At 43.4% G+C, this 20,545-nt stretch carries 18 protein-coding genes and 1 riboswitch; of the genes, 11 read left to right on the top strand and 7 right to left on the bottom strand.

Features of this window, described 5'->3' with window-relative positions; all coding sequences use genetic code 11:
- Window positions 1-351 precede the first annotated feature (351 nt).
- The gene (gene trpB / locus BLP85_RS12220) at window positions 352-1,581 is read right to left on the bottom strand and encodes a tryptophan synthase subunit beta (RefSeq protein ID WP_092820352.1); all 1,230 of its coding nucleotides are present in this window, start codon (window positions 1,579-1,581) and stop codon (window positions 352-354) included.
- Window positions 1,565-2,206: a phosphoribosylanthranilate isomerase gene (locus BLP85_RS12215; RefSeq protein ID WP_092820351.1), complete on the bottom strand. Its 642-nt coding sequence runs from the start codon at window positions 2,204-2,206 to the stop codon at window positions 1,565-1,567. Before BLP85_RS12215 ends, trpB begins: the two co-directional genes overlap by 17 nt.
- A gap of 154 nt (window positions 2,207-2,360) precedes the next feature.
- Window positions 2,361-2,564: riboswitch (cobalamin riboswitch) on the top strand.
- Window positions 2,565-2,602: 38 nt separating this feature from the next.
- Here BLP85_RS12215 and BLP85_RS12210 point away from each other — a divergent pair.
- From BLP85_RS12210 to BLP85_RS12185, 6 genes are all read left to right on the top strand, one after another.
- A complete protein-coding gene (locus tag BLP85_RS12210) occupies window positions 2,603-4,468 on the top strand; it encodes a TonB-dependent receptor plug domain-containing protein (RefSeq protein WP_092820350.1) in 1,866 nt (621 codons plus the stop codon).
- Between the two features lie 185 nt (window positions 4,469-4,653).
- Complete coding sequence (locus tag BLP85_RS12205; RefSeq protein WP_092820349.1) at window positions 4,654-5,232, top strand: cob(I)yrinic acid a,c-diamide adenosyltransferase; 579 nt, start codon at window positions 4,654-4,656, stop codon at window positions 5,230-5,232.
- A gap of 224 nt (window positions 5,233-5,456) precedes the next feature.
- Window positions 5,457-6,167, top strand: coding sequence for a glycerophosphodiester phosphodiesterase (locus tag BLP85_RS12200; protein ID WP_092820348.1), 711 nt, complete (start codon window positions 5,457-5,459; stop codon window positions 6,165-6,167).
- A 281-nt stretch (window positions 6,168-6,448) separates the two neighbouring features.
- Window positions 6,449-7,615 (top strand): acyl-CoA desaturase, encoded by a 1,167-nt coding sequence (locus BLP85_RS12195; RefSeq protein WP_092820347.1) that lies wholly within the window; start codon window positions 6,449-6,451, stop codon window positions 7,613-7,615.
- 100 nt (window positions 7,616-7,715) lie between these two features.
- Window positions 7,716-9,161 carry a protein adenylyltransferase SelO gene (locus BLP85_RS12190; RefSeq protein ID WP_092820346.1) on the top strand — a complete coding sequence of 482 codons (1,446 nt, stop codon included), beginning with the start codon at window positions 7,716-7,718 and terminating at the stop codon, window positions 9,159-9,161.
- 76 nt (window positions 9,162-9,237) lie between these two features.
- Window positions 9,238-9,609, top strand: coding sequence for an MmcQ/YjbR family DNA-binding protein (locus BLP85_RS12185; RefSeq protein WP_092820345.1), 372 nt, complete (start codon window positions 9,238-9,240; stop codon window positions 9,607-9,609).
- 54 nt (window positions 9,610-9,663) lie between these two features.
- On the opposite strand, the gene BLP85_RS12180 is transcribed toward BLP85_RS12185, so the two are convergent.
- Both BLP85_RS12180 and baeS read right to left on the bottom strand, forming a co-directional pair.
- Window positions 9,664-10,350 (bottom strand): response regulator, encoded by a 687-nt coding sequence (locus tag BLP85_RS12180; protein ID WP_092820344.1) that lies wholly within the window; start codon window positions 10,348-10,350, stop codon window positions 9,664-9,666.
- A gap of 13 nt (window positions 10,351-10,363) precedes the next feature.
- Entirely contained in the window at window positions 10,364-12,025 is a 1,662-nt protein-coding gene (baeS, locus tag BLP85_RS12175; protein ID WP_092820343.1) for a sensor histidine kinase efflux regulator BaeS, read from the bottom strand.
- Window positions 12,026-12,160: 135 nt separating this feature from the next.
- Between baeS and BLP85_RS12170 the strand changes: the two genes are divergently transcribed.
- From BLP85_RS12170 to BLP85_RS12160, 3 genes are all read left to right on the top strand, one after another.
- The gene (locus tag BLP85_RS12170; protein ID WP_092820342.1) at window positions 12,161-12,811 is read left to right on the top strand and encodes a hypothetical protein; all 651 of its coding nucleotides are present in this window, start codon (window positions 12,161-12,163) and stop codon (window positions 12,809-12,811) included.
- A 297-nt stretch (window positions 12,812-13,108) separates the two neighbouring features.
- Window positions 13,109-14,911: an acyl-CoA dehydrogenase C-terminal domain-containing protein gene (locus BLP85_RS12165; protein WP_092820341.1), complete on the top strand. Its 1,803-nt coding sequence runs from the start codon at window positions 13,109-13,111 to the stop codon at window positions 14,909-14,911.
- Between the two features lie 169 nt (window positions 14,912-15,080).
- Window positions 15,081-16,862 (top strand): acyl-CoA dehydrogenase C-terminal domain-containing protein, encoded by a 1,782-nt coding sequence (locus BLP85_RS12160; RefSeq protein WP_092820340.1) that lies wholly within the window; start codon window positions 15,081-15,083, stop codon window positions 16,860-16,862.
- Window positions 16,863-16,928: 66 nt separating this feature from the next.
- Here BLP85_RS12160 and BLP85_RS12155 read toward each other — a convergent pair whose 3' ends face one another.
- Window positions 16,929-17,138: a hypothetical protein gene (locus tag BLP85_RS12155; RefSeq protein WP_092820339.1), complete on the bottom strand. Its 210-nt coding sequence runs from the start codon at window positions 17,136-17,138 to the stop codon at window positions 16,929-16,931.
- A 168-nt stretch (window positions 17,139-17,306) separates the two neighbouring features.
- Here BLP85_RS12155 and BLP85_RS12150 point away from each other — a divergent pair, with 168 nt between their 5' ends.
- Window positions 17,307-17,804 carry a phosphate-starvation-inducible protein PsiE gene (locus tag BLP85_RS12150; RefSeq protein ID WP_092820338.1) on the top strand — a complete coding sequence of 166 codons (498 nt, stop codon included), beginning with the start codon at window positions 17,307-17,309 and terminating at the stop codon, window positions 17,802-17,804.
- Between the two features lie 63 nt (window positions 17,805-17,867).
- Here the strand turns inward: BLP85_RS12150 and BLP85_RS12145 are convergent, their stop codons facing one another.
- Window positions 17,868-18,320 carry an RcnB family protein gene (locus BLP85_RS12145; RefSeq protein ID WP_092820337.1) on the bottom strand — a complete coding sequence of 151 codons (453 nt, stop codon included), beginning with the start codon at window positions 18,318-18,320 and terminating at the stop codon, window positions 17,868-17,870.
- Between the two features lie 184 nt (window positions 18,321-18,504).
- Here BLP85_RS12145 and BLP85_RS12140 point away from each other — a divergent pair, with 184 nt between their 5' ends.
- A complete protein-coding gene (locus tag BLP85_RS12140) occupies window positions 18,505-18,957 on the top strand; it encodes a hypothetical protein (protein WP_092820356.1) in 453 nt (150 codons plus the stop codon).
- Between the two features lie 91 nt (window positions 18,958-19,048).
- Here the strand turns inward: BLP85_RS12140 and BLP85_RS12135 are convergent, their stop codons facing one another.
- Window positions 19,049-20,512, bottom strand: a complete 1,464-nt coding sequence (locus BLP85_RS12135) for a phospholipase D family protein (protein ID WP_092820336.1) — start codon at window positions 20,510-20,512, stop codon at window positions 19,049-19,051.
- Between the last annotated feature and the right edge of the window lie 33 nt (window positions 20,513-20,545).

Genomic DNA, 20,545 nt, shown 5'->3' with positions numbered 1-20,545 from the left:
ACAGACTTCATAAAAATTCATTTATATGATTCTAATTCGAAATTAACCGTTTTCAGCAAAATAAAAGCCCTTAACAGAACTATGGGACAGTACTGCCCTAACCCCTCCTTTTTCAAAGGAGGGGGAACTTTACATGACAAAAGTTAGTTAGGAGAATAATTATTACATCTCAATATGATACGCGCTGGCGACAGGGATGTCGTCTATTCACGATTCAAATTTCAGGAAAACTTAGTTGCGGAGTTGAAAAAATCGCATCCAATGACTTGAATGCGATTTTTCAATTCACCCAACCCTCTTTTTGCAAAGGAGGGCTATTCCCTCTTTCTTCAAGAGGATGAGGGAGATGTTTTACATCTCTACCATTTCCACGCCATCAATACGCGCCACAGTCATCAAGTCCTTATCACCACGGCCTGAAACCGTTGCAATAATGATTTGATCTTTAGACATGGTAGGCGCAAGTTTGGTCACGTAAGCCATCGCATGTGAACTTTCCAGTGCCGGAATAATGCCTTCAATCTGGGTTAAATCACGGAAACCTTGCAGTGCCTCTGTGTCCTTGATCGGCACATATTCAACACGGTGCATATCTTTCAAGAAACTGTGTTCAGGCCCAACACCCGGATAATCCAGACCGGCAGAAATGGAATGCGTTTCAATAATCTGGCCTTGCTCATCTGACATCAGGTAGGTACGGTTACCATGCAATACGCCGACATGACCGGCATTTAACGGCGCAGAGTGCTTACCGGTTTCAATCCCCAAACCAGCTGCTTCCACACCATACATTTTCACGTCTTGGTCATTGAGGAATGGATAGAACAAGCCCATTGCATTCGAACCACCACCCACACATGCCACAAGTGCATCTGGCAAGCGGCCTGCCTGTTCCTGAATCTGGCGGCGTGCTTCACGGCCAATGATCGACTGGAAATCACGAACCAGTTGCGGATATGGATGAGGACCGGCCACCGTACCAATCACATAATAGGTTGAATCAACATTGGTTACCCAGTCACGCATGGCTTCATTCATGGCATCTTTCAATGTTTTTGAACCGCTTTCTACCGGCACAACCGTTGCACCGAGCAGACGCATACGATAGACGTTCATGGCTTGACGTTTCACGTCTTCAGCGCCCATGAACACCACACATTCCAGACCTAAACGCGCCGCAATCGTCGCGGTTGCCACGCCGTGCTGACCTGCACCTGTTTCTGCAATAATACGTTTCTTACCGGAAAGTTTAGCCAGCAGTGCCTGACCAATGGTATTGTTGATTTTATGTGAGCCGGTATGGTTCAGGTCTTCACGTTTTAAGTAAATTTGCGCACCACCCAACTCTTTTGACCATCGCTCAGCATAATATAAAGGACTAGGACGACCTACATAATAGGCGAGATCACGGTCGAATTCTGCCAGAAACTGTTCGTCATTTTTCATACGGAAATACAGCTTTTCTAGATCTTCTAGAGCTGCCATCAGGGTTTCTGACACAAAACGTCCGCCATGGATACCGAAATGCCCTTTTGCATCAGGGAATTGGGTATAGTCAATCACATTATTTTGCTGATCCACGTAGGACTCCTTGCATAAAGCGTTCGATGAGTTGTTGGTCTTTTATACCTTTTGCGGACTCGACACCGCCACTCACATCCACAGCATAGGCTTGTGTGGTGAGAATTGCCTGCTCGATATTGTCAGGGTTTAAGCCCCCTGCCAAGATGAGCGGAATATTTAATTTTGGAAAAGTGCTCCAGTCAAAGCTATGCCCGGTGCCCCCTTTTAAATCTGGATGCCAGGCATCTAACAGCACAGCACTTGCCCCTGCATCCTGATAATCTTGAATTTCGGCTTGAATATCTAAACCCGGTTTCACCTGGATGGCTTTGTACCAGCGGCGGCCCACTTGCGCTGCAATTTCCTGACATTGTTCAGGTGTTTCATCACCATGAAATTGCAGCATATCCAAGGGCACATCTTTTAAAACGTGTTGAATGTCATCCGCAGATGCATTGACAAATAAACCCACTGTTTGCACATAGGCAGGTACATGCTGGATCAGTTCTTTCGCTTGCTCTTTGGTCACACTGCGTGGACTGGGTGGATAAAACACAAAACCAATTGCATCTGCACCGCTGTTCACCACAGCATGTACGTCGTCAACACGGGTAATTCCACAAATTTTGGCACGGGTTCGCATGTTTTTGGCTCTAATCTGGCTCAACTAAAACCCAATTTTTGCTCTAAACAGATAGATTGGGGCGAATCATTGTAATGCAATTTTTTTAGCTTGAGTAAAGTTCATCCTGATTATTCTTCATCAATATTGTTTAAATGATATGCAGACCTTATACTGCGCGCATCTTGCAACAAGTCAAGCTTAGGCTTTAGGGAAGTTGGTGCAAATCCAACACTGCCCCCGCAACGGTAAAATGAAAAGCATATCTTTATAAATCAGTTGATTTACACCACTGCATGTTAATGTGGGAAGGTGGATATGTAGCATGCAGATGCATGTGCATTTAAGTCCGGATACCTGCTTGTTGTGTTCTTTAACTCAGTCATTCACGTGGGGTGAATGTATGGAGCGCAAAACATGTCATCTCTTTTTCAGCCTACTGCTTTAGTGGGCGCAATTGCTATTGCAATGGGTTTTTCAACTTCAGCGTTTGCAGCTGAATCTCAAGATCAACATACCGTGAATGCTGCTTTAGACACACTTGTAGTAACAGCAACACGTTCTGAAGAAAAGATTAAAGATGTACCAGCACGTATTTCAATTATCGAACCACAAATTGTAGAGCAATCTCCTATCGCCGAATTACCTCACTTACTCATGAGTGATGCTTCCATCGATATGATGCAGTATGGAGGTTATGGTCAAGCTGCTTCAATTTTTACACGTGGCACAAACTCAACCCATACGCTGGTACTTCGTGATGGAATTCGTCTCAATACCGGGTCTGCTGGCTCTGCTTCCCTTTCATTTATTGATACTACCGACATTAAGCAAATTGAAGTACTAAAAGGTCCCGCATCTGTTCTTTATGGTACAGATGCTATTGGCGGTGTAGTTCAGCTTATTTCTAAAACACCTGAAAAAACAGGTGCTTTTCTCACTGGTGAAATAGGCGAACATAATACCTATAAAGCTGTTTTAGGTGCTGACTTAGCTGAAGATGGTTTTTATGCACAAATTCGAGGCCAACATTTAGAATCCGATGGTACACAAGTCACAAATTTAAAAGATTCTGAAATAAAAACGGGTAATTATGATCAAAAAGGTTTTAGCACAAAATTAGGCATAGAGAAAAAACTATATGCTCTATCTTTAGATTACTCAGCAAATGATGGCCAATCTCAATATATTACTGATAATGATACATACACAGGTGTCAAAAATGTCACTCAAGATTTTAAAAACGAGATCATTAACTTAAAAGGCCGTGTAAATATCAATGATGATATTTCAGTCCATACACGTTTATCACAATTTAAAGATGATCTTGAACAAAATGAATCTCAAGATGCAATCTATAACAAGACCCAAGAAGCTGAACTTTATAGCAAATGGCAATTTACTCCATCACAAAATATTTTAGTGGGTGTTGCACACAAAAATATTGAGTCTGATGTACTTTCTGGTAGCGCTCCTTATGGTGTGGACTATCTAAAAGATGTCGCAAGTCTAGGCTACTTTATTCAACACCAATACCAATCTGACAAACTACATACTCAGGCTGGACTTCGTGTAGAAGATCATGAAACTTTTGGTACACATACTGTAGGTCAACTTGCTGCGCGTTATAAACTTCATCCTCAAACTAGTGTTTATAGCAATATCGGCACAGCGTTTAGAGCTCCCACCAATAATGACTTATACGCATTGAGCTGGGGTGGTAATCCAGATTTAAAGCCAGAAGAAAGTGTTTCTTATGAAATTGGTTTGGATCAGATTATTACAGATCAATTAACCCTTGGCTTATCGGTATACCGTAATGAGGTTGATAATTTAATTACTTGGCAAAATGGTAAAAACTTCAATGTAAAGGAAGCGACTTTTACTGGGGGGGAACTAAATTTTAATTGGGCTAAAGACGAGCTATTTTGGGATTTAGGTTACGCTTATGTACAACCAAAAGATAAAGCTACAGACACTGATTTAAATCGCCGTCCTCGTCAAAGTCTGACATTAACAACAGGTCTGCAAAATGAAGTATATGGAATAAGCACGTCACTTTCAGCTAAATCTAGACCTAAAAATGGATCAGGTGTTTCAGGTTATGCAACTATTGATGTGAATGCATATTGGAATATCAGCCCAAATGTAAAATTATTTACCAATATCCAAAATATTGGTGATGTTGAATATAAGACAGCCTCAGCATCTCAATGGGGTCAAGATATTTACTACATCAACGGTGGCCGTTTAGCTTCTGCCGGTGTAACCTTCAAATACTAGGCTCTCAACAACAAAAAACTTTAAAACAGCGCAGTTTATGGATAATGTTATGACCGACATTATCCTTTTTTATTAGTCTTCTTTTCATAAATTCCCTTTATTTCTTCCTATGGGAGAAAAATAAAGAGGGTTTGAACAATTATGAAAGAAGTCTATTGTATTGGTTAAAAATTCAAGGAATACATATGGGCCACCGTTTAAGTAAAATTTATACCCGTACCGGCGACTCAGGCACAACTGGACTCGGTGATGGTTCACGCGTTGCCAAAGACGACTTGCGTATTACTGCACTAGGCGATGTGGATGAGCTGAATGCCTGTATTGGCATGCTTCGCTCACAAATTGCGGTCAGTACCATTGCAGACAAGACCAGCTGGGATAAATCCTTAAGCCTGATTCAGCACTGGTTATTCGATTTAGGCGGAGAAGTCTGCATTCCAAACTTCAACCTGGTTCAAGCCGTTTCCATCGAGTTTTTGGAAAATGACATTGACCGTATGAACGAAGCTTTGCCGATGCTGAAAGACTTCATATTACCTGCCGGAACTTTAGCTTGCAGTTATGCCCATCAGGCCCGTGCCGTGTGCCGTCGTGCCGAACGCAGTGTGATGTCTGTACATAGCCGTGACCAGAACATTCAGGCCAACTCGCTACAATTGCTCAATCGCCTGTCCGACTGGCTATTTGTGGCCTCGCGTACCTTGCAACGTGCTGAAGGCGGATCTGAAGTGCTGTGGCAAAAGAATATTAATGAGACGATTTAATCCCTCTAAACCACTTATACACTTGTTCATAAATAAAACCAAGCCGTGATAGTGCTATCGCGTTAGGCGACAAGGATGTCGCCGTTGGCTACAGGTAAATGGACTTACCTTGTAGCCAACAAAAATCCTCTACGCAAATTAATTTAACTTTTCAATACACTATAAACACATGATCATCTTATACTTTTAAAATTAGATAAAAATCCCATCAAACAGAGTTCATTATGATCATCATCGGACATCGTGGCGCACGTGGTGAAGCCCCTGAAAACACACTCGGTGGCTTTCAATATATTCATGATCTGGGGATTCGGGCGGTAGAGTTCGATGTCCGTCAGCTGAAAGACGGTGAACTCATCATCATGCACGATGACAATTTTTTAAGAACGACTGGCGCAGATCAGGCACTCTATGACCTAAACAGCCACCAGCTTGCAGCTTATAACCAGGCCCATATCTGGATGGATTGGGAAAAGCAGCTCACTCCGACACTCCGCCAGACCCTGAGCATGATTCATGACTTTGAGCATATTGAAGTTGAAGTCAAAGCGGTTGCAACCATGACGGAAGCTGAGAAACTGGTTGTAGAGTTACAAAAACAATTACACGGTTATGAACAAACGGCGGTCATCACCAGTTTCGATTTAAAAATCCATCAGGCTTTAAAACAGCAGTATTCCATCTTTAAACGTGGCTTACTGGTTGAAGATGACATCAAATACCAAGCCCTTGAACAGGCTTTAGAACTCGGTTGCTGCCAAATTGGCTGGATGAACCAGCTGGCAACCGATGAGATGATTCAAGCCACCCAACACGCCCATTTAAAAGTCAGTGTCTGGACCGTCAATGACGTTGAGCGTGCGAAGCATCTGCAAAGTTTGGGAATAGACGGATTGATTACCGACTTTCCCAAAATGATGCTGGAACAACTTTAACAAAAAAATTTTATCTCTCTTTTTGTGACTCAATCAGCTATTTGTTTACTCAAAAATGACTCACATCGCTGCTATTCACGGAAGCTGCTTTGACCTTCGGTAAAATCAATCAACCCTTCTCTGTATTCTGTTACTGTTTAGTACAATACACCTGTAGAATAATGCTAGTGAAGATTTGTTCGCTCATGCTAATATTGAAGAAGTCTTAATCCCTATAATTTGTATTGAATTAAGAATTCATTTATACCTTACCTTATACGGTTCTAGGAGTGCTGTTGGAGATGAATGCTCCCTTACCCAAAGCCCCAATTAACTGGATTGCAGTGTTCGCATTGGTATTCTTACCGATTGTGGCTGTAATCGCTATCCCTTTATATGCTTATCATCATGATTTTAGCTTAGGCGCATGGATCAGCTTATTTGTACTGCTCGGCATGAGCAGTTTAGGGATTACTGCGGGTTATCATCGCTTATGGGCACACCGTGCTTATGAAGCAACCTTGCCATTAAAGATTATTTTAATGATTATGGGTACTTTTGCCGTTCAAAATAGTATTTTGTTCTGGGCTTCAGGTCACCGTACCCATCACCGTCATGTAGATGATGTCGAAAAAGACCCATATTCAATTAATAATGGCTTTTGGTATGCACATATTGGATGGATGCTACGCAACTATCCGGCAGCAGAAGCAAACTATAAAAACGCACCTGACCTGTTAAATGACAAGGTGGTGATGTTTCAGGACAAATATTACATTCCGCTGGTGATTGCCGTACACGCAGTCATTCTGACCACTGTAGGCTGGGCTGTGGGTGACATGTGGGGCGTCGTGTTATTGGGCGGTTTACTTCGTCTGATCTTGAGTCATCACGTGACTTTCTTCATTAACTCACTGTGTCACATGTGGGGCAAACGTCCTTATACTGACGAAAACACTGCTCGTGACAATTTTGTATTAGCCATTGCTACCTGGGGTGAGGGTTATCACAACTACCACCACATCTTCCAGTACGATTACCGTAACGGGGTGAAATGGTGGCAGTACGACCCTACAAAATGGTTAATCTGGTCATGTTCAAAAGTAGGCTTAGCTAAAAACTTGCGTCGTATTCCAAGCTTTAATATTAAAAAAGCAGAATTGGCGATGCGTTTTAAATACGCAGAACAGGATTTGGCAGTGTATGGCCACAATGTCAATGAAGATATGGCTACGGCTAAACTTCGTATCGCTCAGGAATATGAAGCGTTTACCCAAACCTTGAATGATTGGGCCAAGTTGAAAGAGCAAGAAATTCAGGCGAAAAAAGCGTCTGTAGCTGAAAAGATTCACCAAATCGACAGCAAGCTTAAAGTCGATTTCCAGCTGGTTGAACAACGCCTTGTTCATCATCGTGATACCTTGAAAATCTTGATGCGCAATATTAAAAAGAATCCAGTGTCTGAATAAGACCAGATTCAATATAAAGCCCCATTCTTGGGGCTTTATTCATTTTGGCCGTTTAAATTTGCTATAGTGATGTCATCTCTTCCCATTTTTAGATTGTCCCATGCAATTTAATCCTCGCTACCCTTCGCTCAATCCCAAGCTTTATCATCATCAAATGCCAGCTCCCTTAAAGGGAGCAAAAGCCGGTCATTTCAATGCAGCACTGGCTGATGAATTACAGTGGTCAGAACAAGACCAGGCTCAATGGGTGGAAATCTGTAGTGGACAAAAAACCTTTGCCAAATTTGAACCCTTGGCTATGGTCTATGCTGGACATCAGTTCGGACAATGGGCCGGACAACTGGGTGATGGTCGTGGTTTGCTGATTGGACAAATTCTGGATAAACATGGCCAAACCATCGACCTGCATTTAAAAGGCGCAGGTTCAACCCCCTACTCTCGTATGGGCGATGGTCGTGCGGTATTGCGTTCCGTCATTCGTGAATATCTGGCAGGTCATGCACTGAATGCTTTGGGCATTGCATCCAGTAATGCCGTCGGCTTTACCTCTTCCACCCAAGGCATACAGCGGGAAAAACTGGAACCAGGCGCGATGATGCTGCGTACGTCAGACTGTCATATCCGCTTGGGTCATTTTGAATGGATCAACCAATATCAGCCCGACCTTTTAGAAGATTTTGTACAGAAATGTATAGAATGGCACTACCCTGAATGTCTGGAGGCTGAACAGCCAGTTTTGGCTTTTGCAACTCAAGTCATCCAGCGTACTGCGGTGATGATTGCCAAATGGCAACTGGTGGGTTTTGCACATGGGGTGATGAATACCGATAACCTGAATATCACCGGTTCAACGCTCGACTTTGGCCCCTTTGGCTTTATGGAGCGCTTCCGTCCGAACTGGATTAACAACCACTCGGATTACCAAGGTCGTTACACCTATCAGCAGCAACCGAGTATTGGGCACTGGAATTTATGGATGTGGCTGAACAACCTGATTCGGCTTAAAAAAGATCCTGCTGAAAAAGAACAGTTCAAAGAAGATTTGGCGAAATGTTTAGAGCATTTTGAGCCGACCTTCCTCGAACATTATACGGTTGGTTTGTGCCAGAAAATGGGCTTGCCAAGTTTCCATAAAGACAGTTTTGATTGCGGTATGGCATTCTTGCGAATTTTACAAACAGAGCAACTGGACTACACCCAAAGCTTTATTCGTTTACAGAATAAGCAATATGAAACTATTAAAGATGATTGCCTCGATCGTCGCCAGTTTGAAAGTTTCCTGGCTCAATATGAAAGCATTCGGGCGAATCAGGATACCGATGCACTGGATGCCGAAATGGTGAAAGCCAATCCGCACTATATTCTGCGCAACCACATGGCGCAGAAAGCCATTGAACTGGCAGAACGGGATGATTATTCCGAAGTCGAGCGCCTGTTTAAGTTGTTGAGTCAACCTTATCTTAAACAACCCGATTTAGAGCAGCCTGAAGATTTAGGCCCCTTGCCGAGTGATGTGCCTGAAGTGATGGTGAGCTGTTCTTCTTAAAGTTATTCACAAAGCATTTAAAAACTGTGGATAATTTCAGCATTATCCACAGTTTTCTTTTGGATTATTCAAACTTATGACTTTGCACAATCTTGCTTCCCAAACTGCTTTAAAGCTACCTGAAGTGACGATTACCCAACCTTTTGGCGATGGCTGTGATGTGTTTAAAGTCATGGATAAAGTCTTTATGCTGAGCTTTCATTTAAAAGGCCAAGCAGCTATTAACTTAAAAGTTATCCCGGATGATGGTGCCATGCTACGGGATATTTATCCCTATATACGTGCAGGCTGGCACATGAATAAGCAGCACTGGATAACTGTTTATGAGGATGAAAATCTGGATGAATCCTTGGTACAGGATTTAATAAGAAATTCTTATGAACTGGTGGTGAGTAAACTCAATAAAGTGCAACGACAACGGATTACCCTATTAAAGTCAGCAATATAAAAAAGCGAGCCATTTTCATGACTCGCCTTGTTTAAATTGAATTAAAAAATCAATTCAATCTTCAGGATATTCAAAACGATAGCCCACCCCATACACCGCCTGAATCCATTCATGACGGTTGCCTGTTTCGGCAGCATCAGAAATTTTACGGCGCAGGTTTTTAATATGGCTATCAATCACTCGGTCCGCCACATCAAAACTGTCCGGGTTAATATGATCGAGTAATTGCGCACGTGAATACACCTGGCCTACATGTTCCAGGAACAACTCCAATAAACGGAATTCAGTCGGGGTCAGGTTCAAGGTTTTTTGCTGATACCAAATACGTTGCTGGGCTTTGTCCATACGGAAAAGGCTGTTCTGTTCAGGCTCAACTTGACGGTCCAGACGACGTAACACGGCTTGTACCCGCGCGACCAGTTCTTTCGGGCTAAAAGGTTTACAAATATAATCATCTGCGCCCATGTTCAAGCCCAGTACACGGTCAATTTCTTCAGTGCGGGCAGTCACCATAATAATCGGCAAATCGGACTGTTCACGCACTTTACGGCAAATGGTCAGGCCATCCATACGTGGCACCATCAGGTCCAGAATCATCAAACTGGGTTTACGTTGCAGAAAGCTGTCATAGGCTTCTTGCCCATCATGAAACATACTGACTTCAAAACCCGCAGCTTCCAGATAGTCCCGCACCAGTTGTGCAAGTTCCACTTCATCTTCTACCAGCATGATATGTTTCATGAATGTTATTCCTTTATTTGTTTAACTGTTTTGGAAAAGTCAGTTTGCAACGCAAACCACCTAATGGAGAATGATCAAAACTCAACTGTCCACCCATTGCCTGCGCAATTTTACCAGATAATGCCAGACCCAAGCCTGTTCCCCCGGTACTCCGGGTACGGGAATCATCCACACGATAGAAACGTTCGCCTAAACGTGCCAACTGTTCGTCACTCAAGCCAAGCGGACTGTCATCCACAATCACACTCCAATGGGTGGCTGATTGCTCGGTATGCACACGAACCTCGCCGCCTGCTTCAGTATAACGAATACTGTTACCCAGCAAGTTGACCATAATTTGTTTAAAACGATCTATATCTAATTGTAAATTCGCACCTTCACCCTGCACCGAAACGGATAGATCAGCCTGGGCAAATTTAGGCTTGAAGTTTTCAACTTCCTGCAGCACCACATTCCACGGATTGACGTCTGCCATGTAGCATTTCAACTGCTGTGCTTCAGCCTGAGCCAGGTCGGCCAGATCCTGAGTGAGTTTTTTCAGGCTGGTGACCTGGCGCAGCATCGATTCAAAATGTTCCGGTGTCGGTTTGCGAATACCGTCCTGCATCGCCTCAATTTGTGCTTGCAGTACCGCCAATGGTGTTTTTAATTCATGTGAAGTATCTGCCACCCACTGACGGCGTGAGGTTTCATGCTGATCCAGAATGACCGCCAGATGGTTCAACTCTGTCGATAAATCACCCAGCTCATCATTGCGGTTGACTGTGACCTGATGCTGGAAATTGCCTTTGGTCAGTTCGCGGGTTCCTTGCAGCAAACGCTGAATGGGCGTTTTAAAATAAGTGGCCAACAATAAAGCCGCGACCAAGCTGGTCAGGAACGTTAAACCGTACACCAATAATAAATAACGTTTCTGGTTACTAAAGAAGTTGATGCTAGAAGCATCATCCTGATCCAGCACCGGCTTCAAGCCTAAATAACCGACTACCTTGTTATTCACCATAATCGGACGGTATGACACTGGAATATCGGATGGCTCACCCACGACAAACTGTTTTTTGGCATCATACAGCGACAAGCGGGAACTTAAGCCCAAACGGTCTGGCAAAGAGATAAACTGCTTTTTCTTAGTTTGAGTGGGTGTTGCATCGGCAGGCTTATCTTCAGCTTTCCGGTCAGAGCGGAAGATATTCTGATTGGCACTGAGTGGAAATTTAAGCCCTTCAAAAGGCTGATACTCGGAAGGTAAATTCAACTCGATTAGGCGCAACTCTTCTGCGTCTAAAATCGGTTTGCTCGGCCCGGTTTTATTTAAACTCGGAGACACACTCAGCAAGGTATTGTCCTGAAAATAACGCTGTTGCAAGGCAATATCATATTGACGGCGTAACCACCAGCGAGACAGACGGTCATAGTCATCCGGTGCAGCAGTGCCTTCTATTTGCAGGATTTGTGCCTGAATGGCATTGCCCCAGTCATGATAAACCGAATAGACGCCAGCCAGATTACTGATTACATGATCCAGCTTCTGCATTTCCACATCCGCGACATAGCGGGCGAAGTTCTTTTGCATGGTCCAATGCAATACCCCCAGACTCACCGTCGTAATCACCAGGGTGGTGAACAGTACGGTCAGAAACAGGCGTAAGGCAATCGGAACACGGCGAATCTTCAAAAGTTAAGTCTCAATCTTTTTTCTCAATGAATTATTGTAACGAACCTTCTAAAAAAATACTCTTCATTGTTTCTTCATCATTATTGTTTAATCTTTAACATATCAAATTTCGTTTTTTCATTGGAGATAACAACAATGAATTCCATGACAAAAATGGCTTTAGTCGGTGCCAGCGTACTCAGTATGGGTGTTTTGACAGCCTGCCAATCGACCAGCACGGTTCAGGACAAAGATGGTGACCACCCGCGCATGATGCGAGACCATCATCCAAAGCATGAGCGCAACATGACACCCGAACAGCGTGAGCAGTGGCAGCAGGTCCGTGCCGAACGCCAGCAAATGATGAAAAGCATGAAAACAGCCTGTGACGGCAAAGCCGTGGGTTCTGCGGTACAAATCAAGGCAGGTGAAAGAAGCATTGCTGGGACTTGCGTGACGCATTTCACTCCCGATCGTGCAGAGATGAAGCGCATGCGTGGCGAAATGAGAGCGATGCACATGCAAGCTGATCATCGTGCCATGCAGGGTGAAATGAAAGGCATGTACAGGATGCAACACGATGAACCGCTGACTGATGCCAAACGCGCAGAATTGACCAGACAATTTGACCAGCGCCTCGCTCAGCACCAGGCACATCAGCAAGCCATGTTAAAAGCTTGCCAAGGTCAACCTCATGGTAAGGCGGTTCAAGTCAAAATGGGCACACACACCCTCAATGGTAAATGTGAAGTCCACTTTCAGCCTAAAGCCCCTATGGGTTCCACAACAGCAAAACCTGCATCATAAAATTTACCCAAAGTTAAAAAGGCGCAGCTCTGCGCCTTTTTTATTGCCTGTCAAAAATTAAACCATTTGACTATTTATGCCACTCACAAAGCCATAAAAGCATTTACACTCAAGATACTTAGCCATTTCAAATTATAAATCTTTGACTTTACAGTCACCAAGAAAAAGCCCCTAACGCTTGTACCAAGGGGGAAGATGTTGCACGATTGAGCCATACAAATACGTGTCATTGAAGATACGTTCCAATGTTTATTTAGAATTATTAACGCTGGTTAAACCAGTATTGAGGAAACCGATATGCCACAATACAAAGCGCCCTTACGTGATATGCAATTTGTTCTACATGAATTGTTAAATGCTGAACAACATTATGCAAGCTTGCCTGCATTTTCTGACACCGTAAGCCGTGAATTGGTTGATCAATATTTAGAAGCTGCGGCTGACTTCTGTGAAAATGAATTGTCTCCAATCAACCAAAGCGGTGACCGCGAAGGTTGTACCTGGAATGATGGTGTGGTAACTACACCTACAGGCTTTAAAGAAGCCTATCAAAAATATATCGAATTGGGTTTCCCGTCATTATCTGCTGAAGAGCAATACGGTGGTCAAGCCTTGCCTGTTTCTTTAGGCAACGTGATCTCTGAAATGGTGGGTACTGCAAACTGGGCATGGGGTATGTACCCTGGTCTTTCACACGGTGCTGTCCGTACCCTGGAACATCACGGCTCTCAAGAACAAAAAGATACTTACTTGCCTAAGCTGGTTTCAGGTGAGTGGACCGGTACCATGTGCTTGACAGAATCTCACGCAGGTTCAGATCTGGGAATTATCCGTACCAAAGCTGAACCGAATGCAGATGGCAGCTACGCAATTTCTGGCGAGAAAATCTTTATCTCTGCTGGTGAACACGACATGGCAGAGAACATTATTCATATCGTGTTGGCGCGTCTTCCGGGTGCACCAAAAGGTACTAAAGGTATCTCTTTATTTATCGTACCGAAATTTAACCTCAATGCTGATGGTTCACTTGGCGAACGCAATACCGTTCGCTGTGGTTCAATTGAACACAAAATGGGTATTCATGGTAACGCAACCTGTGTACTCAATTTTGATAACGCAAAAGGCTTCCTGATTGGCCCTGAAAACCGCGGCTTAAACTGCATGTTCACATTCATGAACACTGCCCGTATTGGTACTGCGGTACAAGGTCTTTCAGCTTCTGAAGGCGCGTTCCAAGGTGCATTGGCTTATGCTAAAGACCGTTTGGCAATGCGTTCACTTTCAGGCGTTAAAGCGCCAGAAAAAGAAGCAGACCCAATTATTGTTCACCCTGCTGTACGCAACATGCTATTAACGCAAAAATCTTTTGCTGAAGCTGGCCGTGCATTGGTTTACTTATTGTCTTTCTATGCAGACACGGTAGAGCAAGGTGCAACTGAAGAAGAACGTAAAGCTGCGGACAACATGTTGTCACTACTTACCCCGATCGCAAAAGCATTCTTGACTGAAACCGGTTCTGAATCTGCGAAACACGGTGTTCAAGTATTCGGTGGTCACGGTTTCATCTCTGAACACGGTATGGAACAGATTGTTCGTGATACACGTATCGCTTGCTTGTACGAAGGTACCACTGAAATTCAGGCGCTTGACTTGCTAGGTCGTAAAGTTTTGGGTACTCAAGGTGCAATGTTGAAAGACTTCACCAAAGTCATCCATAAATTCTGCGAAGCCCACAAAGACAATGCTGCAATGAAAGAATTTGTTGAACCACTTGCTGCTCTGAACAAAGAGTGGGGTGATTTGACTATGCAGATTGGTATGCGTGCAATGCAAAACCCGGATGAAGTTGGCGCTGCTGCAGTAGATTACCTGTACTTCTCTGGCTATGTAACGCTTGCTTACCTATGGGCTCGTATGGCACTTGTTGCTCAAGAAACATTGGCTGCTGGTACAACTGACGTAGATTTCTACAACGCGAAAGTGACTACTGCCCGTTTCTACTTCAAGAAAATTCTTCCACGCGTTCGCTCACACGTTGAGGTGATTGCGGGTGGCGTTGAGCCATTACTGGCTTTAGATGCTGAACACTTCGCATTCTAAGTACAGGATTTTTAAACTGAGGTGAGAAAAAGGACAGTCATGTTTTTGGCAGTCCTTTTTCTTTATCAAATAAACAAAAAAATTAACCTTTAGTCGTCTAACCACATGAATTTTCATCTATTAGACTGATCAAACCGAACTGAATCAAACAATAAACAGGTGACTCACTATGCCAATCTATAATGCACCTCTTGCAGATATGAAATTCATTCTGAATGATGTTTTCAATGCAGAACAATTCTGGCAAGCCAATGAAAATCTTGCTCATGTTGATGCAGCAACAGCTGAAGCCATTCTTGAAGAAATGGCGAAATTTGCGCAAAACGTGACTTTGCCTTTAAACCGTACGGGTGATGAAGAAGGCGCTAAAATTGAAAATGGCAATGTGACGACCCCTGCGGGCTTTAAAGAAGCTTTCAAACAATATGCAGAAGGCGGCTGGATTGGTCTGGGTGCTGACGCTGAATGGGGCGGTCAGGAAATGCCAAAAATGCTGACCGTGCTTTCTGATGAAATGCTGTTTGCAACCAACCCATCTTTTATGCTCTACCCGCTTCTGTCTGTGGGTGCAGGTATGGCATTAAACAGCTATGCTTCCCAAGAGCAAAAAGAAACTTACCTGCCTAAAATCTACTCGGGCGAATGGTCAGGTACCATGTGCTTGACCGAGCCACATGCAGGGACTGACTTGGGCATTATCAAAACCAAAGCAGAACGCAATGAAGACGGCACTTATAACATTACCGGTACCAAAATTTTCATTACCGGTGGTGACCACGACCTGGCTGAAAACATCATTCACCTGGTCCTGGCGAAAACGCCAGATGCCCCTGCCGGTTCCCGTGGTATTTCACTGTTTATCGTACCGAAATTCCTAGTAAATGAAGATGGTTCTTTGGGTGAGCGTAACCATGCAGGTCCAGGTTCAATCGAACACAAAATGGGTATTAAAGCCTCTGCGACTTGCGTAATGAACTTTGACGGTGCCAAAGGTTATCTGGTCGGTAAAGAAAACGAAGGCCTGGCTGCCATGTTCGTGATGATGAACTACGAACGTCTGTCTATGGGGATTCAAGGTCTAGGTGCTTCTGAATTTGCTTACCAGAATGCTGCGCAATATGCGACGGACCGTCTTCAAGGTCGTAGTGCTTCTGGCGTGAAATCTCCAAACAAACCTGCGGACAGCATTTTGGTCCATGGCGACGTCCGTCGTATGTTACTGAATGCGCGTGCCAACAACGAAGCATCTCGTGCTTTTGCGGTGTATGTCGGTCAACAGCTTGATATCACTAAATTCTCGACCGATGCCGAAGCGGTAAAGAAAGCCAATGACCGTGTTGCGCTATTAACGCCAATCGCAAAAGCTTACCTGACTGACACTGCATTTAACGCAACTTTAGATGCACAAATGGTTTTCGGCGGTCATGGCTTCATTCGTGAATGGGGCATGGAACAATGTATCCGTGACTTGCGTATCTCGCAGATTTACGAAGGCACCAACGGTATTCAGTCTCAGGATTTGATCGGCCGTAAGACCATTAAATGTGGTGGCGCATTCATTGCAGAATACATTCAGGAAATCCGTGATTTTACCAATGGTCTGGATGCGGATCTAAACTTCATTAAAGATGCCACTTTAGATGCAGCAGCAGAAGTTGAATCGGTTACGCAATATATTCTTGAAGCCAGCAAAGAGAATGTTGACTTCCCGAATGCAGCAGCAGTGGATTATCTGCATGCGGTGGGTCTGCTCAGCTTCTCTTACATGTTTGCAAAAATTGCCCATGCAGCGAAAGCCAAAGACGGCGAGTTCTATCAAAATAAATTGTCACTGGCACTTTATTTTGTACAACGCATTCTGCCTGAACTTGCACTGCGCATTACCAAAGTAAAAGCCGGTGCTGACGTGGTCATGAACTTCTCTGAAGACTACTTTACCAATCAGGCTTAATCCTGCACAAAGATAAGCAATAGAAAAACGCCTGCAAATGCAGGCGTTTTTTTAGCGAAAAATGAATTAGATTTTTTCCACAATAATAGAATCTGAAACTTTTTTGTCACTTTGAGCATTTTGATTAATTTTCACAATTTTAATCACGCCTTCAGCTTGTAAATTTTCACATAACGCGATCAATTTCTGCATTTCGTCCATTTTAATGCCAGAACCCAAAATAAGTTTTTTACCATTTTGTAAATTATTAATTTTTGTTTGAATTGTTTCTAACATTTTCTTTTCCCTGATCAATGAAATAACCATTCATACATTACATGAATTTAGTATAAAAAAAATACACCCCCTTAAATTATTTACAATTTTTCATTTTCTTATTTCTAATGTGCATGAAAATTGCATGATATTTCATCTAAATAACCATGTAAGATATAGGAGGAAAAGATGCCAAAGCCTGATAGCAAAGTTGAAAAAATTGAGACCCTCCTCGACCGTTTTGGAAATATCGCCGTAGAAAGCTTTCACTATATTGCACTGTTTATTATTGGCTGTATGGTGATCTGGTCTGCCGGACATACGGTATTTGAAATTTTAACCATTAAACAATTTGCGACCATTGACGATATTCTGCTGCTGTTTATTTATCTTGAACTGGGTGCCATGGTCGGTATTTACTTCAAAACCAATCATATGCCGGTGCGTTTTTTAATTTATATTGCCATTACTGCCCTGACCCGTTTACTTATTTCAGATATCCAGCATGACCATAAAGCCGATATGGATCTGGTGATTATTACCGGTTCAATCCTGATCCTGGCATTTGCGATTTTGGTGGTGCGTTTCTCGTCCTGGACCTATCCATCAGTCATTCGCGACAAACATTCAGAAAAAACGCTACCTGTAGATAAAACCCCTCGACCACAAGATGATGAATTAGCTTAATATGTTAAAAGCCCCTCTTTTTAAAGAGGGGTTTGGGGAGATTTAATCATTAAAAATGAATCTTTAACGATTCGGCACCAGCACATAACGCCCATTTTCAAAAATCCAATAAGTACCATTCGGTGGTGCAGGTAAACCTAAACGCTGCCAATCGCTGATAAAGGTATAACGCGAACTTTCAATCCTTGAAGTGTTGGGATCTCCATTGACCCAGCTGTAGCTTTGTGAATTTTGCGTGATGGTGGTCGGTGCCTGATATTGAATGCTGATGCCATTCTGAATGACCGGATAATGCTGATGATGCGGTGGACGCTGCGGATAATTCGGATAGTGCTGTGGATAGTTATGCTGAGGATAACTGTTTTGTGGGTAATGATTTTGCGGATAATGAGGACGATGTTGATACCGGGTGGTATCTACCCCGCGATAATTTGACCAGCGATTTTCCGCCTGCGTTGTTGCAGAAGCCCCCAAGAGCATCATGCCACTCAAAGCACAAAGAACTGCCAATTTCATAAGAGCCACCCCACCTACTTTATAAAGCTTATTTTAATCCCCAGTTTAGGATAAAAAATGAATAAAAAAACAGCAAATGCAAAGTTTTGTAAATGAAATATTTCACGGATTTTCTCTGCAGACACATCCCGGCTCAAATGATGAGTATGCTAAAATGCCGTTTTTTATTATGGGATCAAACAGAGTGTCTGATTTAAGTTTTGACCGCCTACATCAATTCTTTTGCAAGGTTCCAAGTATTCAAGAATCTTTAATTAATGCCTATGGTTCAGATGGTCAACATGCCTGGTGGTTCAAATTTCAAATCAATGTGGAACACCCTCTGGCATGGCAAACCGTACAGGAACTGGGTCATGTGCTGAATTACATTTCCAAGAATGAACGTTTACCGACACAGTTTTTACCGGTTTCTCCGCCACCTTATATGAATGGTGAAGCCAAAGACTTTTTGGCTTGGGTCATTCAGTGCAATCATCCCGATTTTCCGCCCGATGTGGTCTGTGACTGGCTAGAAGCACGTTTACCGCAGCCGGTTGAAGATGAAAGCCAGTGGAAAATTAAAACGGATATAAAAGAGCTGGATAAAATCTCTGACAAAGATTTGGATCAGATGGTGCCGCCTAATCCGCAACAATAAAAAAGTGTGTAATGCGCTAAAATCCCTCCTGACCTCCCTTTATAAAGGGAGGAAAGTCCCTCTTTTTCAAAGAGGGACTTAGGGAGATTATTTAAAACGTCGACAATCCGCTCCATTCCATAAAACGGTAAATTCCATATTTCAGTTTCGATTCATCTGCGTATTGACTGTAATCCACACTCATGTTTTTACCATCCAGATTCGACCAAGCCGTATCAAAATAAGCCTGAGCATCGGTAAACACCGGTGCTTGCAATGAACCGACCACGCGTAAATTGGTTTCCAGATTATAGTTTTTAATGTTTCGTACAGTAAAATTGGCTGAACCCAAAATCATTTCAGATTGCTGTGCATTTGATTTAGTAATCATCTTGCTATGACATTGTTCACCCCGAGTATTACACCAACGCACCGGCACACCGGCAGCATTTAATTCAGAAGCCACTTGCCGGTTAGGAATCCCATTTTTCTTACGCCCAAATGCGTCCTTATTCGGATCGAGCAATACACGGACTTTTACCCCACGCTCATGTGCAGCAATCAAGGCTTTGACAATATGCCGTTCAGACAAATAGAACATGGCCAAATCAATCCGCTCTTTGGACTTGGCCGTTTCAATCAGTTTGAGTGTTGCATCGTAAATCGCTTTTTCAGTCAGCACCTGAACCTGGGGTAAAGACCGATCCCCCTCAAACTCACCAATAATGACCATTGGAATGTCAGCTTTGGACATCCGGCCCACAGCTTGCTCGGTCTTCAATACATCAATGGCGGTATTGCCCGTTACCAGCAAGGCCACATTGGAATGACGAGAACTGCCATCATGCGGATTGGCTGAAGTCACCAAGGCTTTCCAGCCCTGAGCCGTATCGACCACCACGGTTTTACGGTGATTGGCTCTAAAATTAAACAAATTAAAATAACTGCGCAGGGTAATTTTCTGCTGACCAAACGGATTGGCGAGCCAGCCTTTTTCAGGATTATTGCCGGCATCCTGACAACAGAGATACCAGAAGCCAGACCATAAGGGATTGGATGCACGCAGTGGGCGTAAATCCGTTTCAATCACGTCAATGCCTGCATTGCGTAACTGACGGTAATGCTCGGGTGCAAGCCCCCCATAGACGGAATTAATCGGGTCGGTAATGACCCTGATTTCAATATTTGGCTGCACACCGCGTTTTAAAATCAAGGCATTCGTAAGTTGTTGTGCCAATGTCTGATGCGCTCGTGTCGATTCGCCCACTTCGCTATTGAACAAGAACATGTCCAGTACAATGGTGGTTTGCGCTTCATCAATCAACTTTAACATTTCATTAAAAATATGATGGTCTTGCTGCTGTTTTCCAGTTGCATCCAGATAGGTTTGATCAGCAATAAACTTCACCTCGGCATGACGTAACTTACCGGTAAAATTCAGGCCTTCAGGCAAAGGTTTATAAGTATGATAAATGGCCGATGAGAGATATCCCAAAGCCAGCAAACCGACGATCACGCTGACATAACGACGGCGTGACCAATTCAGTTTCTGATGAATTCGTTGAAAAATACGCATAACAAAAAACCTAGTCCAATGTCATCAGACTAG

Origin of the sequence: Acinetobacter kookii (genome assembly GCF_900096895.1) — a bacterium.
GTDB lineage: Bacteria > Pseudomonadota > Gammaproteobacteria > Pseudomonadales > Moraxellaceae > Acinetobacter > Acinetobacter kookii.
The sequence above is the reverse complement of the archived record's forward strand: the minus strand, read 5'-3'. Positions and strand labels throughout refer to the sequence as shown.

What these genes read in the sequence shown, in the direction of transcription:
- BLP85_RS12215 (WP_092820351.1), bottom strand. Translation starts at nt 2,206, where the DNA reads ATGCGAACCCGTGCCAAAATTTGTGGAATTACCCGTGTTGACGACGTA.
- BLP85_RS12210 (WP_092820350.1), top strand. Translation starts at nt 2,603, where the DNA reads ATGTCATCTCTTTTTCAGCCTACTGCTTTAGTGGGCGCAATTGCTATT.
- BLP85_RS12205 (WP_092820349.1), top strand. Translation starts at nt 4,654, where the DNA reads ATGGGCCACCGTTTAAGTAAAATTTATACCCGTACCGGCGACTCAGGC.
- BLP85_RS12200 (WP_092820348.1), top strand. Translation starts at nt 5,457, where the DNA reads ATGATCATCATCGGACATCGTGGCGCACGTGGTGAAGCCCCTGAAAAC.
- BLP85_RS12195 (WP_092820347.1), top strand. Translation starts at nt 6,449, where the DNA reads ATGAATGCTCCCTTACCCAAAGCCCCAATTAACTGGATTGCAGTGTTC.
- BLP85_RS12190 (WP_092820346.1), top strand. Translation starts at nt 7,716, where the DNA reads ATGCAATTTAATCCTCGCTACCCTTCGCTCAATCCCAAGCTTTATCAT.
- BLP85_RS12185 (WP_092820345.1), top strand. Translation starts at nt 9,238, where the DNA reads ATGACTTTGCACAATCTTGCTTCCCAAACTGCTTTAAAGCTACCTGAA.
- BLP85_RS12180 (WP_092820344.1), bottom strand. Translation starts at nt 10,350, where the DNA reads ATGAAACATATCATGCTGGTAGAAGATGAAGTGGAACTTGCACAACTG.
- BLP85_RS12170 (WP_092820342.1), top strand. Translation starts at nt 12,161, where the DNA reads ATGAATTCCATGACAAAAATGGCTTTAGTCGGTGCCAGCGTACTCAGT.
- BLP85_RS12165 (WP_092820341.1), top strand. Translation starts at nt 13,109, where the DNA reads ATGCCACAATACAAAGCGCCCTTACGTGATATGCAATTTGTTCTACAT.
- BLP85_RS12160 (WP_092820340.1), top strand. Translation starts at nt 15,081, where the DNA reads ATGCCAATCTATAATGCACCTCTTGCAGATATGAAATTCATTCTGAAT.
- BLP85_RS12155 (WP_092820339.1), bottom strand. Translation starts at nt 17,138, where the DNA reads ATGTTAGAAACAATTCAAACAAAAATTAATAATTTACAAAATGGTAAA.
- BLP85_RS12150 (WP_092820338.1), top strand. Translation starts at nt 17,307, where the DNA reads ATGCCAAAGCCTGATAGCAAAGTTGAAAAAATTGAGACCCTCCTCGAC.
- BLP85_RS12145 (WP_092820337.1), bottom strand. Translation starts at nt 18,320, where the DNA reads ATGAAATTGGCAGTTCTTTGTGCTTTGAGTGGCATGATGCTCTTGGGG.
- BLP85_RS12135 (WP_092820336.1), bottom strand. Translation starts at nt 20,512, where the DNA reads ATGCGTATTTTTCAACGAATTCATCAGAAACTGAATTGGTCACGCCGT.